This is a genomic window from Flagellimonas meishanensis (assembly GCF_019880545.1).
GTDB classification, from domain to species: domain Bacteria; phylum Bacteroidota; class Bacteroidia; order Flavobacteriales; family Flavobacteriaceae; genus Flagellimonas; species Flagellimonas meishanensis.
This window is the reverse complement of the sequence record NZ_JAINVW010000003.1, coordinates 1,391,134-1,409,215: the sequence shown is the minus strand read 5'-3', so window position 1 is coordinate 1,409,215 and position 18,082 is coordinate 1,391,134. Positions and strand designations below refer to the sequence as shown.

General features: G+C 44.0%; 15 protein-coding genes. 8 read left to right on the top strand and 7 right to left on the bottom strand.

All coding sequences use genetic code 11. The features are described 5' to 3' along the window. Positions 1-59: 59 nt before the first annotated feature. The 4 genes from pdhA (at position 60) to K7G75_RS14490 (ending at position 4,606) form a co-directional block, all read left to right on the top strand. Positions 60-1,058, top strand: coding sequence for a pyruvate dehydrogenase (acetyl-transferring) E1 component subunit alpha (gene pdhA, locus K7G75_RS14505; RefSeq protein WP_222984951.1), 999 nt, complete (start codon positions 60-62; stop codon positions 1,056-1,058). Between the two features lie 4 nt (positions 1,059-1,062). Further along, positions 1,063-2,697, top strand: coding sequence for a pyruvate dehydrogenase complex dihydrolipoamide acetyltransferase (locus K7G75_RS14500; RefSeq protein ID WP_222984950.1), 1,635 nt, complete (start codon positions 1,063-1,065; stop codon positions 2,695-2,697). 108 nt (positions 2,698-2,805) lie between these two features. Continuing rightward, positions 2,806-3,831, top strand: coding sequence for a M28 family metallopeptidase (locus tag K7G75_RS14495; RefSeq protein WP_222984949.1), 1,026 nt, complete (start codon positions 2,806-2,808; stop codon positions 3,829-3,831). 97 nt (positions 3,832-3,928) lie between these two features. Next, positions 3,929-4,606, top strand: a complete 678-nt coding sequence (locus tag K7G75_RS14490) for an SDR family NAD(P)-dependent oxidoreductase (protein WP_222984948.1) — start codon at positions 3,929-3,931, stop codon at positions 4,604-4,606. A gap of 50 nt (positions 4,607-4,656) precedes the next feature. Here the strand turns inward: K7G75_RS14490 and K7G75_RS14485 are convergent, their stop codons facing one another. After that, positions 4,657-5,574 carry a hypothetical protein gene (locus tag K7G75_RS14485; protein ID WP_222984947.1) on the bottom strand — a complete coding sequence of 306 codons (918 nt, stop codon included), beginning with the start codon at positions 5,572-5,574 and terminating at the stop codon, positions 4,657-4,659. An 83-nt stretch (positions 5,575-5,657) separates the two neighbouring features. On the opposite strand from K7G75_RS14485, the gene K7G75_RS14480 reads away from it, so the two are divergent. The 3 genes from K7G75_RS14480 (at position 5,658) to K7G75_RS14470 (ending at position 8,877) form a co-directional block, all read left to right on the top strand. After that, positions 5,658-6,257: a SprT-like domain-containing protein gene (locus K7G75_RS14480; protein ID WP_222984946.1), complete on the top strand. Its 600-nt coding sequence runs from the start codon at positions 5,658-5,660 to the stop codon at positions 6,255-6,257. An 83-nt stretch (positions 6,258-6,340) separates the two neighbouring features. Continuing rightward, on the top strand, positions 6,341-7,420 hold the full coding sequence (locus K7G75_RS14475; RefSeq protein ID WP_222984945.1) for a mannose-1-phosphate guanylyltransferase: 1,080 nt from the start codon (positions 6,341-6,343) through the stop codon (positions 7,418-7,420). 2 nt (positions 7,421-7,422) lie between these two features. Beyond that, positions 7,423-8,877, top strand: coding sequence for a DUF389 domain-containing protein (locus tag K7G75_RS14470; protein WP_417950800.1), 1,455 nt, complete (start codon positions 7,423-7,425; stop codon positions 8,875-8,877). A gap of 142 nt (positions 8,878-9,019) precedes the next feature. On the opposite strand, the gene K7G75_RS14465 is transcribed toward K7G75_RS14470, so the two are convergent. Together K7G75_RS14465 and K7G75_RS14460 are read right to left on the bottom strand one after the other, a co-directional pair. Next, positions 9,020-9,787, bottom strand: coding sequence for an ABC transporter ATP-binding protein (locus K7G75_RS14465; RefSeq protein WP_222984943.1), 768 nt, complete (start codon positions 9,785-9,787; stop codon positions 9,020-9,022). Next, on the bottom strand, positions 9,787-10,524 hold the full coding sequence (locus K7G75_RS14460; RefSeq protein ID WP_222984942.1) for an MlaE family ABC transporter permease: 738 nt from the start codon (positions 10,522-10,524) through the stop codon (positions 9,787-9,789). Before K7G75_RS14460 ends, K7G75_RS14465 begins: the two co-directional genes overlap by 1 nt. 117 nt (positions 10,525-10,641) lie before the next feature. Here K7G75_RS14460 and pafA point away from each other — a divergent pair, with 117 nt between their 5' ends. Then, complete coding sequence (pafA, locus tag K7G75_RS14455; protein WP_222984941.1) at positions 10,642-12,312, top strand: alkaline phosphatase PafA; 1,671 nt, start codon at positions 10,642-10,644, stop codon at positions 12,310-12,312. Here the strand turns inward: pafA and K7G75_RS14450 are convergent. The 4 genes from K7G75_RS14450 to gcvP form a co-directional block, all read right to left on the bottom strand. Further along, a complete protein-coding gene (locus tag K7G75_RS14450; protein ID WP_222984940.1) occupies positions 12,304-13,149 on the bottom strand; it encodes a glycosyltransferase family 2 protein in 846 nt (281 codons plus the stop codon). The two genes, pafA and K7G75_RS14450, sit on opposite strands and share 9 nt — an antisense overlap. Positions 13,150-13,302: 153 nt before the next feature. Then, positions 13,303-13,827, bottom strand: a complete 525-nt coding sequence (locus K7G75_RS14445) for a methyltransferase (RefSeq protein WP_222984939.1) — start codon at positions 13,825-13,827, stop codon at positions 13,303-13,305. A 92-nt stretch (positions 13,828-13,919) separates the two neighbouring features. Beyond that, the gene (locus K7G75_RS14440) at positions 13,920-14,978 is read right to left on the bottom strand and encodes a 3-oxoacyl-ACP synthase III family protein (RefSeq protein ID WP_222984938.1); all 1,059 of its coding nucleotides are present in this window, start codon (positions 14,976-14,978) and stop codon (positions 13,920-13,922) included. Between the two features lie 160 nt (positions 14,979-15,138). Further along, positions 15,139-17,991 carry an aminomethyl-transferring glycine dehydrogenase gene (gene gcvP / locus K7G75_RS14435; protein ID WP_222984937.1) on the bottom strand — a complete coding sequence of 951 codons (2,853 nt, stop codon included), beginning with the start codon at positions 17,989-17,991 and terminating at the stop codon, positions 15,139-15,141. Positions 17,992-18,082: the final 91 nt, after the last annotated feature.

Sequence of the window (18,082 nt, the reverse complement as noted above, 5' to 3'; positions counted from 1 at the left end):
ATATATGTATTTTTGCTTTTCTCCAATTGGGGGATAATCACATAATACAACAACCACTGATGAAAAAAATCACCAAGGAAGTTTATTTAAAGTGGTACGAGGATATGTTGTTCTGGAGAAAGTTCGAGGACAAACTTGCCGCCGTCTACATCCAACAAAAAGTACGCGGGTTTCTGCATTTGTACAATGGCCAGGAAGCTGTTTTGGCAGGATCGTTGCATGCCATGGACCTTACCAAGGACCGAATGATAACGGCCTATCGAAACCACGTGCAGCCCATCGGGATGGGTGTGGACCCCAGAAGGGTAATGGCGGAACTTTACGGAAAGGTGACCGGAACATCCAAGGGAATGGGAGGATCCATGCATATTTTTTCAAAGGAACACCGCTTTTATGGCGGACATGGCATTGTAGGCGGACAGATTCCCTTGGGAGCTGGCCTGGCCTTTGCCGATAAATACTTCAAAAGGGATGCCGTGACACTTTGTTATATGGGAGACGGAGCAGTAAGGCAGGGTTCGTTGCATGAGGCATTCAATTTGGCCATGTTATGGCAGCTACCAGTAGTTTTCATCTGCGAAAACAACGGATATGCCATGGGAACATCTGTGGCCCGTACCGCCCACACCACCGAAATTTGGAAATTGGGCTTGGGCTACGAAATGCCCTGCGCTCCTGTGGACGGAATGGATCCCGCCATCGTGGCCAAGGAAGTTGACAAGGCCGTTGAAAGGGCAAGGACCGGAGGAGGCCCTACGTTCCTGGAAATGAAGACCTACCGATATCGCGGACATTCCATGTCCGATGCACAGCATTACAGGACAAAGGAAGAGGTTGAGGAATACAAGAAGATAGACCCGATCACCCAGGTAAAAGATGTAATTCTTGAAAAAGGATATGCATCCCAAGAAGAGCTTAAGGAAATTGACAAAAAAGTAAAAGATTTGGTGGCCGAATGCGAGAAGTTTGCGGAAGAATCCGATTTTCCCCCAATTGAACAATTGTACGACACCGTATACGAGCAAAAGGACTACCCATTTTTACAACATAAACTATAACTAGATGGCAGAGGTAATCAATATGCCGAGACTGAGCGATACCATGGAGGAAGGCACCGTGGCCAAATGGCTCAAAAAAGTAGGGGATAAAGTGGAAGAAGGCGATATTTTGGCCGAAATTGAAACCGACAAGGCCACCATGGAATTTGAATCTTTCCATGAAGGCACTCTGCTTCATATTGGAATTGAAGAAGGAGACGGTGCTCCCGTTGATTCACTGTTGGCCATCATTGGTGAAGAAGGAGAGGATATTTCGGCGTTGTTGAACGGTGGTGGACATGCTCCAAAGGCAGATGAAAAGACCGAACCGACGGCCGAAAACAAATCCGAAGAGCCAAAAGTTTCGGCTGTCGGACCTGCTGAGATTCCTGAAGGGGTTGAAATCATAACCATGCCGCGATTGAGCGATACCATGGAGGAAGGAACCGTGGCCAGTTGGTTGAAAAAAGTGGGCGACACCGTTGAAGAAGGCGATATTTTAGCCGAAATCGAAACGGACAAGGCCACGATGGAGTTTGAATCCTTCTATTCCGGGACATTGCTCCATATTGGCATTCAGGAAGGCGAAGGGGCACCTGTAGATTCGTTGTTGGCAATCATTGGTCCTGAGGGAACAGACGTGAATGCGGTGCTAAATGCGCAATCAGGGGAATCTGTTCAGGAAAGCTCAAGTTCCGCAAAGCCTGAAAAATCTGAAGAATCCAAACCAGAAGAGAAAAAAGAGACCACCTCGACCGTAGCAGAAGGCGAACGTATCTTTGCTTCTCCTTTGGCAAAGAAAATAGCTGAGGAGAAAGGCATCAAACTATCTGATATTAAGGGCTCGGGAGATCACGGGAGAATCGTGAAACGGGATGTGGAAACCTTTCAACCATCCAAACAAACGGCGCCAGCAGTCCAGAAAACTTCAGAAGCTCCGGCAACTTCTGTGGCACCAGTAAACCTGCCAGTGGGAGAAGAAAGCATGGAAGAGGTGAAAAATTCCACCATGCGAAAAGTGATAGCCAAACGTTTGGGCGAATCCAAGTTTTCGGCACCGCACTACTACCTCACTATCGAAGTGGATATGGACAACGCCAAGGCGTCCAGAGCACAGATAAACGAATTGCCCGATACCAAGGTGTCCTTCAACGATATGGTATTGAAGGCCTGTGCCATGGCATTGAAAAAACATCCTCAGGTAAATACATCATGGAATGGGGATAGCACAATTTATAAGCATCATGTGCATATGGGCGTGGCCGTCGCCGTGGATGAAGGTCTTGTGGTACCGGTGATCAAATTTGCCGACCAATTGAGTTTGACCCAAATCGGTGCTGCTGTAAAAGATCTAGCGGGAAGGGCGAGGGACAAGAAAATCAAACCCGATGAAATGGAAGGAAGCACCTTTACGGTTTCCAATTTGGGCATGTTTGGTATATTGGAGTTCACCTCCATAATAAATCAGCCCAACTCCGCAATTTTGTCGGTTGGTGCCATTGTGGACAAACCTGTGGTGAAAAACGGTGCAATTGTACCTGGTAGCACCATGAAGGTGACCTTGGCCTGTGACCATCGAACCGTGGATGGAGCCACAGGGGCACAATTTTTACAGACCCTTAGGGCTTATTTGGAAAACCCGGTGACCATGTTGGCCTAATGTTCGTTTTCACTCTGGCCATAGTCGAAGGGACCAAAGAGAACGTATTATATTGAAGCATCCTTTTAAGGATGCTTTTTTTATCTTTAAAAATGTAAATTGAATAAAATGAAGAAAATCTTAAGTTGCATTTGCGCCACAGTATTATTGAGCTGCGGTTCTGCCCAAGTGATTGAGACCAAAACCGTTGTCCCATCCCAAAGTGACGCCTTCAGGGGGAGTGCCGTTGGAAGTGTTCTAAATGATGGTGAACTGGTTTCAACCCCAGTTTTTACTACTTCGGAACGTATAGGGGAAATGATGAACTTTTTGGCCTCGGACGATCTTAAGGGTCGAGATTCGGGCAGCGAGGGCATAGAAATGGCCGCCAAGTATATTGAGAACTATTTTAAATCATATGGGCTTGCACCTTATTTTGAATCATACCGGGACACCCTTTCCAATTTCAAGAAACCATCGTACAACATCGTCGGTATCGTGGAGGGAAGTGATTCCATTTTAAAGAACGAATATATTGTAATAGGGGCACATTACGACCACATTGGTACCATTGCACCTGAAAATGGCGATTATATCGCCAATGGAGCGAATGACAATGCCTCAGGAACAACTTCAGTGTTGGAAATGGCACGATATTTTGGAACCGAAAAAACCAACAAGCGAAGTCTGATCTTCGCCCTGTTCAGTGCCGAAGAAAAAGGCTTGCTGGGATCGGAGCATTTGGCCAAAAAATTAAAGGAACAAGAATTGAATCTGTATGCCATGCTCAATTTTGAGATGACCGGAGTACCGCTTAGGGGAAGGGACTATTTTGTTTATATCACGGGATATGAAAAATCAAATTTAGCCGAGGTAAGCAATACATATGCGGGGGAGAATCTGGTGGGGTTCTTGCCTACGGCAAAGGAGTATAGCCTGTTCCAGCGGTCGGATAACTATCCTTTCCATAAAGAATTTGGGGTGCCTTCCCATACGTATTGTACGTTTGATTTCACCAATTTTGACCACTATCACAAAGTAGGGGACGAGGCTGACATCATGGATTTTGAGCACATGGCCACCTTGGTGAACAAAATGTTGCCCGTGTTGGAGGGAATTGCCAATGCACCCACCCAGGAAATAAAAATGAACTAACTTGATCCATGTCATTTCGAATCCATTTGCAAAAGGGTGAAAAAATTAAAAGTTATTTGGATTTCTCCCTTGGTATCGAAGTGACAAAACCAATAGTATGGCAAACATCATCATTACGGGAACAAGCAGGGGCATAGGCTATGAATTGGTCAAACTTTTTGCAGAGGAAGGGCACCAAGTTTTGGCATTGTCCCGAAATGCCCAACCTGTATTGGATCTAAAGTTTTCAAATGTCCACACTTTTTCTTTCGATTTAGGCCAACCCAGGGATTATGAAAAGCTGACGAATTTTTTGGAAACGTGGGATAGGGTCGATGTTTTGATAAACAATGCTGGCAAACTGTTGAACAAGCCGTTTTTGGAAACTTCCCAAGAAGAATTTGAAGCGGTTTACAAAGTAAATGTGTTCGGCGTGGCAGGGATGACCAAGATGGTGTTGCCCAAAATGGGCAAGGAGGGCCATGTGGTGACCATAAGTTCCATGGGAGGCGTGCAGGGCAGCATGAAGTTTCCGGGGCTAGCTGCATATAGCTCTAGCAAGGGAGCTGTGATCACGCTAACGGAACTCTGGGCCGAGGAATTCAAGGAAACAGGCCCAAGCTTCAATGTATTGGCACTCGGCGCCGTACAGACTGAAATGTTGGCCGAGGCCTTTCCAGGCTATCAAGCTCCGGTAACCGCTTTGGAAATGGCGACATACGTCAAGGATTTCGCCCTAACTGGGCAAAAACTCTATAATGGTAAGTTGTTGCAGGTAAGCAATAGCACGCCTTGAAAGACTGCTTTAAATCATAAACATTATTGGCCCGAACCTAAGGCAATTTTTTAACATACAGGTTGCCAATAATAATTTAGCAATAAGAATTCCTTAAAAGATATTTTTTCTGGTTTATTGTCTAATGATTTGATTTCAAATTTAGCTTTTATCCTATCCCATTTCATTAATGCAGTTGTAAAATCCAATTGGAAGTAAATGTCATAGGTAGACTTCAGAAATTTCAGTTTTTTTGACAGTATCTCCAATGATTCAAATTGTCCCCAGTAATCAGTTCCAATCATTTGCTGACTAATATAGTCCATTTCAGAAGATTCTATTAGATCATATTCTCCTTTGATTAACAAATCAAGAGTCCTATCATCGTCTATTAAGCGTGCAAGATTCTTGATTTTATACAAAAGTTCTGCTTGGGAGTGCCAGCCTTTTTTTTCTGGATGATTCTCAGAATATCCAAAAGTGATTAAAGAACTGGATTCAATTGTAATTCCAAAGGGAATAAGTTTTAATGTAAACTCGGTGTCTGTTCCAACTCTTGGTATCTCTACTTCCAAATAAAACATTGAGCGAGTTGAGTCATGCTTTACTTTTTCTTTTGAGAAAGTATCTATTCCAAAGTTCTCTGGAAGAATCTCTGCCAAATCTCTATTTGATGTAATGGATTTTTTCCATTCACAAGTATACACCTCCTGTTGAACAAAACAGTAATCTCCATTAGAGTCTTTATAAGCCCCTACTGTTGAAGTGCAGGAACAGCCACAAGTAGGCCAATCTCCATAAACTTTCAGATAACCATTTTGAGAATCATCTATTTTATTATAATCAGGAATGCCATTTCCATCCTCATCTTCAAATAATGAGTAACAATTTTGTACCCTTGCCCAAAGTGCCTCACTTAGATTTGTATCATGTTGACAAAACATGGCTATTGAATAAAAGGCACTTAATAATAAGAATGAAGCTTTCATATATTATACTTTTCGGTAAATTAAATATTGCTACAAGGGAATAGCAGCAATAATTGACAAAACCCTATTTTCGTTTGACGAATATGAACACCACCCTTCAAAAATATCTTCCAGAACGAGCGGTTGAACCCTGTTTTGAGCTTATCAAAACCTATGGTGTGCATCTTAAAATCGTCAATCATCGCGTTACGCGACATGGTGATTATCGCAGAATGCCAAACGGATTGCATCAAATCACGGTTAATGCTTCCCTCAACAAATACCGATTTCTGATTACCCTGGTGCACGAAATTGCCCATTTGGTGGCCTTTGAGAATCATGGCCGACGCATAAAACCGCATGGAATGGAGTGGAAAAGGACTTTCCAACATTTGATGGTACCCTTTATCCGACCCGAAATATTTCCATCCCAGTTATTGCCCATAATCGCCAATCACTTTAAAAATCCAAAGGCCAGCAGCAGCACGGATGCCCGTTTGTCCATTGCACTAAAGACCTTTGACCCTGTGGAACGAAACGGTAGCTACGTTTACGAACTCCCTGCTGGAAGTATATTTCGACTTTATAACGGTAAACTTTTTAAAAAGGGCAATAAAAAAGTAAAGCGGTACGAATGTGTGGAATTGTCCACGGGCAGATTATATTTGTTCCAACCCAATGCAGAGGTAGAATTGGTAGAATAAATGTCACTTCGAGCGCGGTGGAGAAGTAAGGAAGTTCCCAATTGATTTGCCCATTTCGAAACGACACTATGAAATAAATAAAAATGAACAAAAATTACTACGCAGTGTTGATGGCAGGGGGGGTTGGCTCCCGATTTTGGCCAGTGAGCACCACGGCCAACCCCAAACAGTTCCACGATATGTTGGGTACGGGTAAGACGCTTATCCAAAAAACCTTTGATCGGCTGAACCGTTTTATCCCTACGGAAAACATTCTGATCTTGACCAATGAGCGCTATAACGACCTGGTCTTGGAACAACTTCCCCAGGTGACGCAAGAACAAGTGGTTTTGGAGCCCGCCATGCGAAATACGGCACCCTGTATTTTATACGCTGCATTGAAAATTCAAAAAATGAACCCCAACGCGGTGATGATCGTGGCACCCAGTGATCACTGGATTGAGGATGAAGATGCTTTTGAAAATGACGTGACCGCTTGTTTTGACAAATGCGAAAAAGAAGAGGTGCTCTGTACTTTGGGCATACAGCCCACATTTCCCAATACAGGCTTTGGCTATATCGAGTTTGAGAAAGGAAGTAGGGAAAAACTTAAAAAAGTGGCCCAATTTCGGGAAAAACCCGACTATGAAACCGCAAAAGAGTTTTTGGCACAGGGAAACTTTCTGTGGAATGCAGGAATCTTTATGTGGGGCGTGAACACCATTGTGAAAGCATTCAAAGCCTATCAGCCGCAGCAATTTCAACTGTTTGAGGGTGGAATCTCCTGTTACAACACACCCGAGGAACATGGTTTTATCCAAGAAAACTATGCCAAGGCGGAAAACATCTCCATTGATTATGCTATCTTGGAAAGGTCGAATGCCATTTACACCTTACCTGCCACTTTTGATTGGAACGATCTGGGTACTTGGGGAGCATTGTATGACAAACTCGATAAGGATAATCGGGACAACGCTGTTGTTAACGCCAGCACTTTTTTGGAAAATGCAAGTGGCAACATGATCCGGTCCCCAAAGGGAAAAATTGTGGTAGTGGATGGCTTGGAAGACTATATTATTGTGGACAAGGAAGAAGTCTTGTTGATTTATCCAAAATCCAAACAACAGGATATTAAAAATGTCTTGGGACAGGTAAAAGACAGGTTTGGGGATCAATATGCCTAATAATTATGGACCAACTAGATCAAGATAACATTACACCTACTTCCGATAGTGGTGACGAGGTAAAAAAAGACTTCAAGGGACTATTGGGAAGTATCCGAAAATTTCTTTCGGACCTTTTGGAAATTAGGACCAACACCGATGCGGTTGCTACCAAGGATTCCATAATTGCCGATATCCCATTCAAGGGACACACCTCTTGGATTTTGATCTGTTCCATTTTCATAGCCTCCGTGGGATTGAATGCGAATTCCACTGCGGTTGTGATAGGTGCCATGCTTATTTCACCATTGATGGGTCCTATTTTGGGAATGGGTATGTCACTGGCAATCAACGATATAGATACTTTACGACGTTCGTTGAAAAATTTCACGGTAATGGTGGTCTTGAGTGTCATAACCGCCTTTCTGTTTTTCTACCTTTTTCCCCTTCGGGATGAATCTTCCGAACTTTTGGCCAGAACCCAGCCAGATATAAGGGATGTGTTGATAGCCTTTTTTGGTGGATTGGCCTTGGTCATCGCCCGGGCAAAGAAAGGGACCATTGCAAGTGTCATTTTTGGAGTGGCCATTGCAACGGCACTGATGCCGCCACTTTGTACCGTAGGTTTTGGACTGGCCATTGGCAAACCGTGGTATGCTGCGGGGGCCATGTACCTTTTTATCATCAATACCATTTTTATAGGACTTGCCACCTTTTTGGTCATCAAATTTTTGCGTTTTCCGATGGTGCGCTATGCCAATTCGCAAAGAAGAAGATTTATTGCCCGGGTTGCCTCGCTTACCGGTATTCTGGTCATGATTCCTGCTGGATTTACTTTTTACCAGGTATTCCAGGAATCACTTTTTAAAAAGCAGGCGCAAGAATTTTTACGGGAAACAATCGAGGTGTATCAATTCAATTCCGAAGGAAGATATGTGGACAATCTTACCAAAATTGAATACAATGATGGAGAAAGTCCTTTGATCGAATTGGTCTGCATGGGCGATGAATTGATTCCGGAGAACATTGTTAACACTTGGAGAACCCAAAAAAATCAATACTCGCGGTTGCGCGATGCCCAGCTGAACCTAATTCAAGGCGGTCGGGACGATTCCGAGGAAAAATTCAACTATGTGAGCGAACTCTATGAGAGGAACAAGGCCGATTTGCTGAATAAGGATGAGCAGATACGTTTACTAAAGGAAGAGGTGGAGAATTGGACCAAAAATGCCGGAAAACAAATCCCCTTTAATGATATAAGCAAAGAAGCCAGGATAAATTATGAAAACATAGCCGGCCTAAGTTTCGCTTACAAAATACAGACTGATTTCAATAAATTGGATACAATTCCTGTTTTTGAAGTGAAGTGGAAGGATGGAATCCGCCAGAACCAAAAAGAGGATGAAGCCAAAAAAATAGGGACTTGGTTAAAATTGAGGCTTCAGGATACAACGATAGTTGTTAAGGAGGTGGATTAGACTAATTCGTTGGCCGTTCTTAGGTGCAATTTAGACTTGTGCATCTGATATCGGACTTGTGTGGTCAGACATCAGACTATGGGATATCAGACGTACGGAAGTAAGATGAACGAGTAGATCTGCAGGTTTTGAATCCTAAAAATCAGTTGCGCTCTTCCAAATACATCTGCCTCACTTTCTTGAACAGTTCAGAGGAATAAACAAAATCCGTAACAGCCTTATTGTCAGTTTTAAAGATTTCCTTATTGGTGCCTTCCCATTCCTTGTGCCCATCTTTTAAGAAGATGATTTTCTCCCCAATTTCCATTACCGAGTTCATATCGTGTGTGTTGATCACGGTGGTGATATTGTATTCCTCGGTAATTTCCAGTATTAGGTTATCAATCAATATGGCAGTTTTTGGATCAAGTCCGGAGTTGGGTTCGTCACAAAACAAGTATTTTGGATTCATCACGATGGCACGGGCAATGGCAACGCGCTTTTTCATTCCCCCAGAAATTTCGGAAGGGTATTTTTTGTGGGCATCGATAAGATTTACCCGTTTCAGCACAAAATTGACTCGATCCTGCATCTCAGACCTGGACTGCTTGGTGAACATATCCAATGGAAACATAACATTGCCTTCCACCGTCATGGAATCAAATAGGGCACTTCCCTGGAAGACCATGCCCATTTCCTGCCGAAGGTCCCTTCTCTCTTTTAGGGAAAGTTCGGAATAATATTGTCCATTATAGCATATTTGCCCCTCCTCGGGTTCAAAAAGGCCCAAGAGACATTTTAAAAAGACGGTTTTTCCAGAACCACTCTGTCCAATGATCAAGTTGGTCTTTCCCTGGTCAAAAGTGGTACTGATCCCCTTCAACACGTGGTTGTTGCCAAACGATTTATGTAGGTTTTCAACAGTGATCATCAGCCCAGTAGTAATTGCGTTAATAGGTAGTTCAAAACGATAATGACCACACTGGTCCAAACAAAGGCGGTAGTGCTGGCCTTGCCCACTTCCAATGCTCCCCCGCGCATATAAAATCCATGGTATGATGGCAGGGTGGCTATTATGAAGGCAAAGAAAAAGGTCTTTATAAAGGCATAGGTAACATGAAAAGCATCAAAATCCAACTGTAACCCCTTTATGAATTCGCCACTTGGGGCATAACCGCCAAAAATGGCCGCTGTCCAACCGCCCCAGATGCCCACGAACATGGCAATGGCCACTGCAAAGGGATACAGGAGCATGGCAATTATCTTTGGAAATACCAGATAGTTCAGTGAATTTACCCCCATTACCTCAAGGGCATCAATCTGTTCGGTGACCCGCATGGTCCCGATGCTCGATGTAATGTATGATCCTACCTTTCCCGCCATGATGATGGAGGTGAAGGTGGGCGCAAATTCCAATATTACGGATTGCCTGGTAGCAAAACCGATGAGACTTTTTGGCAAAAACGGACTATTGAGATTTAAAGCGGTCTGTATGGTGACAACCCCTCCGATAAAAAAGGAAATAAAGATGATGATGCCCATGGAACCATAGATCAGCTCATCAATTTCCTTTAGGATAAGGGATTTCATAATGGGCCACTTGGTAGGTTTCTTAAATACTTCCCAAATCATTATGAAGTATTTTCCAATCGCTTCAAGGTAGTTCATGTATTCAATTTGGTCTTGCGTGGATAAAAATAACAATATTGTACGCATTTAACCTTCATTTAAATTGTATAATAGTTTTATTAAATAGATTTGCGTCGTTCTATAAACATAAAATCCATGGGAAACCGTAATCTTATCTCCATCATTTTTATGCTTCTCTCGGTGTGTGCCATTCATGCACAGCGGGGCAAAAAGGATAAGGTGGAGATGCCGGCCATTGAGATTGCCCAAAATCCCAAATTGGTGGTAGGGATTGTAGTGGACCAGATGCGCTATGACTATTTGACCCGTTTTTGGAACCACTATGGAGAAGGTGGGTTTAAGCGACTTGTGGGCGAAGGTTTCAATTGCAAGAACCATCATTTTAACTATATGCCGACCAAAACCGCACCGGGCCACGCTTCCATATATACAGGAACCACTCCATCCGTTCATGGGGTATTGGGTAATTGGTGGTACGACAGATTGGATGGAAAATCAGTGTACTGTGTGTCAGACGACAACCAAAACCCAATCGGAACTGACTTGGACGCGGGGAGGATGTCGCCCCACAGAATGTTGGTATCCACGATAACGGATGAATTACGCGTCAATACCCAAATGAGGGCAAAAACTATAGGCATTGCCATAAAGGATAGAGGGGCCATATTACCAGCCGGCTTTACAGCAAATGCAGCCTATTGGTTTGAAGGCAAGGAGACCGGAAATTGGATAAGCAGTTCATTTTATATGGACCAACTTCCTACATGGGTAACCGCATTCAACAGTTCTGAAGCAGCGGAAAAGTATAAAAGACCTTGGGAAACATTAAAGGATATCAACTTATATGTTGAGAGTGCGAAGGATGCCAATGAATATGAGAGAAAGTTCAGGGGAGAAGTCTCCAGTACATTTCCACACGCCTTACCCGAACTATGGGATGCCAACGAAAAGTTTGAGATGCTTCGTGAGACCCCTTTTGGCAATAGCCTCACAACGGACTTTGCTATGGCAGCTATTGACGGCGAGAACTTGGGCACGGATAATGTTACGGATTTTTTGGCCATTAGCTACTCAAGCACAGATTATGTAGGTCATGCTTATGGGGTCAATTCCATTGAGGTCCAGGATGCCTACTTGAGATTGGATAAGGATATTCAACGTTTACTCGAGTCGCTGGACCAGAAAGTGGGCAAGGATGATTACATGGTGTTTTTAACAGCAGATCATGGGGTGCCACCTGCACCTGGTTATTTACAGGATGTTGGAATTCCTGGCGGATTTTTGAGTGAGCATGCAATGAAAGAAGAACTACAGGAGTTTCTGAGCTACAGGTATGGCACGACCGATATTCTTAAGAATATTTCCAATTTTCAGGTTTTTTTGGATAGGGATATTGTTGAAAATTTGGATATGGCCATGGGAGATTTACAGTGGGAAATAGGGCAACAATTATTGAAGAACGATAAAGTACAACAGGTTTTTACCGGTTATCAGATGTCTCAATATCAATTTACAGATCAGTTGGCAGGTTTGTTGCAGCGAGGATACCATCAGAAAAGATCGGGTGACATTTTGTTCATCCCACCCGCGGGATATATTCCCTATCGGGAAGCAGGTACAGATCATGGGTCACCATTTGTTTACGATACCCATGTTCCCTTGTTGTTCTATGGAACAGGCATAAAAGCCGGAAGCACCACAGCCAGAACCGAGGTTACTGACATTGCTCCAACTATTGCCACCTTGTTGGGCATCGCATTCCCGAACGGGACAACAGGAAATCCTATTGAAGCGGTGTTAGAATAGGCTGCTTTTTACCCCTTTCCACCGATATTTTCTAATAAAAACACCTTCATCCTTGGTAACATATCGAGGCAATCTGCCAATAGCGGATTTGACGTAACCAAGGAGTATCTGAAAGCACAAAAATGGGCTTCTTGCCAGCCATGCCATTTTTAGGGCAGCTATTTTTGTTAGGATAACACCATACCTCATTTTATAAAGAGCCTCTCCCTTCGCAACTCCCTTTTTTGAGTTGTACCCGAGCCCCGTGGGTCGAAGATGCCTTACCTTTAATGATTGGTCGACCAACGTATGGAAATCATGGAATTTGGCAAGCAACACATCCACAGTATCCCACCCTACCCCGGGGCGAAGCCCTCCAATTTTGCTGAAACAAGCTTTGTGGTACAGTTTTATGGGGCCTCGGATATGGCTCTTGTCCGCAATGTTCTCATAGGTCCATTCCCCGCCTTTTTTGATGTATAAAAGCCCACCACAGATACCCAACTTCCAATTGGACTGGAAATGGTTGAGCATCACCTCAAAATAATTAGGTGGTAAAATGATGTCCGCATCAAACTTGCCTATTAAATCAAAATCTGAAGCGCTTTGAAGGCCAAAATTGAATGTGTCCACTACTTTTTTCCCTGGAATATGCTCGTTGGTGGATTTTCGTTGCAAAACTTTTATCCAGTCGTGCTTTTCAGCGTAGCCTATGGCAATTTTGAAGGTAGTATCGGTACTGTTGTCATCTACAATGATCAACTCGTTCGGCACAGTGGTCTGTGCAACAAAGGAGTCAAGACAGTCGGCCAAATTTTCAGCTTCATTATGGGCCGGTATGATAATGCTTATCCGCATGGGCTAAAATTCCAAAAAACTGAACACTTATCCCAAATAAGTTTCCATGTTCTTTGTAAATAGCATGTATTGGCTTAACCTTTTGCCCTTTATATTTTTATCTTCAATGCCTGAGGCCATGAAGTATTTCTCTACTGCTTTCGTAATTATAGCCTAGGATTTCCTTTCAGCGTAAACAATGTAATATCTAGGTGTGAAGAGACGTAGAAAAGGCCTAATGCCTATCTTTTTGGTGGGATTGGTCCATTTGGAAGAATCTTTAATCAACCAACCGGCCTTTTCCAACAGCCAATCGAACTGCCAATCCTCGAATTCATGATAATGACGGTCCCAAGGGTCAGTTTTGCTTTTGTAAGCCGATGCAAACCATAATTTAAGTGGAATACTGGCAACAAGCTTCTTTGCTTGGATTTCACGGAGCACGTTGAATGGGGCCACCATATGCTCAAAAATCTCGAAGGCGGTAATCACATCGGCATTGGATTTCCTTACTTCCCCGATATCCAAATCAAGATCTTGGCCTTGTGTATTGTTCACGGTATAGCCGTTTTCCTTCATGATGATGGAAAAGGGATTTTCCACGCCTAGATCCAAAATGGTTTCTGCGGGGGTTACGTGCTTTTTCAAAAAGGCAAGTGTGTGTCGGTAGCGCTTGCTTGGAAAGTTGTTGTCATACATTTGCTAAAAGTCCAAAAAACAAATTAGAAATCCCAATGAAATTTGCATCCTGTGTTTAAGCTAGACGGGAAAGCAAGACGGTGTTTTTGGTCCTAATATCGATAAACAATGGCATTGATGTTCATTCCGGCACCCACACTGGCAAAAATCACAACATCTCCCTTGTCCACCTTATGAGGTTGCATTTCCCCTTTTCGCACCAGATCGAACAGGGTGGGAATTGTGGCTACGGAGCTGTTGCCCAATTTATGAATACTCATGGGCATGATATCCTCTGGAACTTCTTTGTTATATAATCTGTAGAATCGTTTGATGATGGCCTCGTCCATTTTTTCATTGGCCTGATGGATGAATATTTTCTTCACCTCATCAATGGTAATGCCACTATTGTCCAAACACTCGGCCATTGCTGTTGGAACGTGGGTACATGCAAATTCATAGATTTTTCGGCCATGCATTTTGATGTATCGTGTGTTCGGACAGCCTTCCTCGTTATTGGTCTTGTCAAAAAACAGGTAATAGGCCTCACCATTGGCATGGGTGACCGATGCGTGGCCCAATATTTCCCCATTTTCTGTATTGGCTTGAACTATTGCCGCTCCAGCGCCATCCGAATAGATCATGCTGTCCCTATCATGTTCATCAACAACCCTGGAAAGGGTCTCTGCACCAATCACCAAACAGGTTTTGGCCATCCCACTTTTGATAAAGGCATTGGCCTGGATTACACCCTCAATCCAACCAGGGCAACCGAAGATCATATCGTACGCCACGCATTTTGGGTTTTTTACCCTTAGCAAATGCTTTACTCGGGTGGCAAGACTTGGAAGCGTGTCCCCTTGAATTTTTCCATGCTCAATATCCCCAAAGTTGTGCGCGAAGATGATATAATCCAACGCTTCGCGGTCAATACCGGCATCTTCGATTGCTTTTTCAGCTGCCAAATGCCCCAAATCTGAAGTGTTCAGCTCCGGTCTAGCATAGCGTCTTTCGGAAATTCCGGTAATGGATTGAAATTTTTCGATGATAACGGCATTCTCGTACCCAATTTTGGTTCCATCAGTGCTCAAAAAATCATGATGCAGAAAAGCTTCATTTTTTGTGATGATGGATGGAATGTAACTTCCTGTACCGCTAATGCCTATTTTCATATCGAGGTTTTACAGGAAAGATAGTTGCTTTGGTACCAGTGGGGCATGCCAGCCCCATGTTTTCTACGATGCTCAATATTACTTTCACCCTGTATTTGCAAAAAAAAGTGGAAATACTTCTAGAATATTTCCACTGAAATCGATGTATTTCCGACTTTTCCTATACCTCGGCGTATGCTTCTATGGGTGCACAGGTGCAGATTAAATTACGATCCCCAAAAGCTTCATCAGTCCGTCGGATACTGGGCCAAAATTTGTTCTCCGAAACGTAAGGCAATGGGAATGCGGCCTTTTGTCGGCTGTATGGATACTCCCAGGAATCGCTGGTAACCATGTCCAAGGTATGGGGCGCATTTTTCAAAACGTTGTTCGGTTCATCGGCGGTTGCCTCATCAATTTCACTTCGGATGGAGATCATGGCATCGCAGAATTTGTCCAGTTCCACCAAACTCTCACTTTCCGTTGGCTCTATCATCATGGTCCCTGCAACCGGAAATGAAACGGTAGGGGCATGGAACCCATAATCCATCAATCTTTTGGCAATATCAGTCACTTCGATTCCCTGTTCCTTGAATGGCCTACAGTCAATGATCATTTCGTGGGCCGCTCTTCCTCTTTCTCCGGTATACAGCACTTCAAATTTCCCCTTAAGACGGCCCTTGATGTAATTGGCATTGAGAATGGCCACTTTTGTGGCATTGGTCAATCCTTCCGCGCCCAACATCTTTATATATCCGTAGGATATAAGGCACGCCAGGGCACTGCCCCAAGGAGCAGCAGAAATGGCCGTTATGGCCTGTTTTCCACCAGTTTCCACCACCGGATTGCCTGGAAGAAAGGGTTTCAGTTGTTCGGCCACACAGATGGGCCCCACACCGGGACCTCCTCCTCCGTGGGGAATGGCAAAGGTCTTGTGCAGGTTCAGGTGACAAACGTCGGCTCCAATGGTGGCTGGATTTGTCAGTCCAACTTGCGCGTTCATATTGGCACCGTCCATATATACTTGTCCGCCGTGCTCGTGTATCAATTGTGTTATCTTGATTATGGAAGATTCGAAAACGCCATGGGTGGATGGGTAGGTGACCATCAAAGCTGCCAAGTTTTCTGAATGGAGTTTTACTTTTTCTTCCAGATCTATGACATCAATGTTTCCTCTTTCATCGGTTTTGGTCACAACAACCTGCATGCCGGCCATTACGGCGGATGCCGGATTGGTACCGTGGGCGGAAGCAGGAATGATGCATATGTTGCGATGTCCTTCCCCTCGGGATTCATGATAGGCTCGGATTACCATGAGCCCTGCATATTCGCCTTGCGCCCCAGAATTTGGCTGTAGGGAAGTGGCTGCAAACCCTGTGATCTCATTCAGTTGGTGCTCCAGGGATGTAATCATTTCTTGGTATCCTTTTGCTTGGTCCAATGGAACAAAGGGGTGAATGTTGCCCCAATTGGCCCAACTCAGCGGCAACATTTCCGAAGCGGCGTTCAATTTCATGGTGCAGCTGCCCAATGAGATCATGGAATGGTTCAATGCAAGGTCCTTGCGTTCCAGCTTTTTGATGTAGCGCATCAATTCGGTTTCAGAATGGTATGAATTGAATACATCATGCTCCAAAAAAGATGATTTGCGCCTAAGGGAAGCAGGCAACACTTCTTTTGCCCCGGAAGGAAGCGCAGCATTGTCTTTTGTTTTTTGTGATGAGGCAAAACACTCCAAAACCCGCTCAAGATCTTGTTCGGAGGTGGCTTCATTTAATGAAATGGAGACATGGGTATCATCAATATAGTTCAGGTTGATACTTTTTTCTTCCATTAATTTTCTAAGCGAAGCAACATTCGGTACCTGTAATTGGATTGTATCAAAAAAGGCCGTGTTGCGTTGTTTTATGCCCAAATCCTCCAGGCCTTGGGCCAATCGCTTGGTTTGTGAATGCACTTTGCCCGCAATGTATTTCAGTCCTTCCGGGCCATGGTACACGGCATACATACCAGCCATTACGGCCAGCAATACCTGTGCCGTGCAGATGTTGGAAGTGGCCTTATCCCTTTTTATGTGCTGTTCCCGAGTCTGCAGCGCCATTCTGAGGGCTCGATTGCCATCGGTGTCCTTGGTAACCCCGATTATTCTTCCCGGAATGCTTCTTTTGTATTCTTCCTTGGTGGCAAAGAAGGCTGCATGGGGCCCACCATAGCCCAAAGGAATTCCAAATCGCTGGGTGGTGCCCACAACCACGTCCACTCCCCATTCTCCTGGAGGTGTAAGTAGGACCAGGCTCAGAATATCGGCAGCTACAGCCACTTTTATGTCCTTTTCCTTCGCTTTTTGCACAAAACCGGCATAATCGTGAATCTGTCCGTGTTTTCCAGGATATTGTAGTATGGCGCCATAACAATCTTCGGAGAAATCAAAAGTCTCATGGTTGCCAACAATCAGTTCAATCCCCAATGGAATGGAACGGGTTTTGAGCAGGCTCAGGGTCTGCGGAAGGATTTCCTCGGATACAAAAAATTTGACTGCACCGTCTTTTTTCTGTTGTCTGGAGCGGACATCGAACAACATGGTCATGGCTTCTGCTGCGGCGGTGCTTTCATCCAAAAGGGAAGCATTTGCAAGTTCCATTCCAGTTAGGTCGCTCACCATGGTTTGAAAATTGAGCAGTGCTTCCAATCTTCCTTGAGCAATTTCGGCTTGATAAGGCGTATAGGCCGTATACCAACCTGGGTTTTCAAGAATATTTCTCTTGATCACAGATGGAGTCAATGATTCATGGTAACCCAATCCGATGAAGGTCTTGAACACCTTGTTTTTGTTTGACAGTTCCTGGAGGTGGTTCAAAAACTCATGCTCACTTACGCCTTTTGGAAGGTTTAGCGGCTGTTTCAGTTTGATGTCATTGGGAATGGTCTCATAAATCAATTGTTCCAAGGTTTCCACACCGATGGTCCCAAACATTTTTGGCAAATCCCTTTCTGTTATGCCAATGTGTCTGGCAGCAAATACTTCTGTATTCATATTCAATCCAATAAAGTGCACAAAATTAGGGATAAATTCGATGAAAAAAGGCAATTTTGATGGAGACCAAATCAAAGTTGTTAACCGCAAA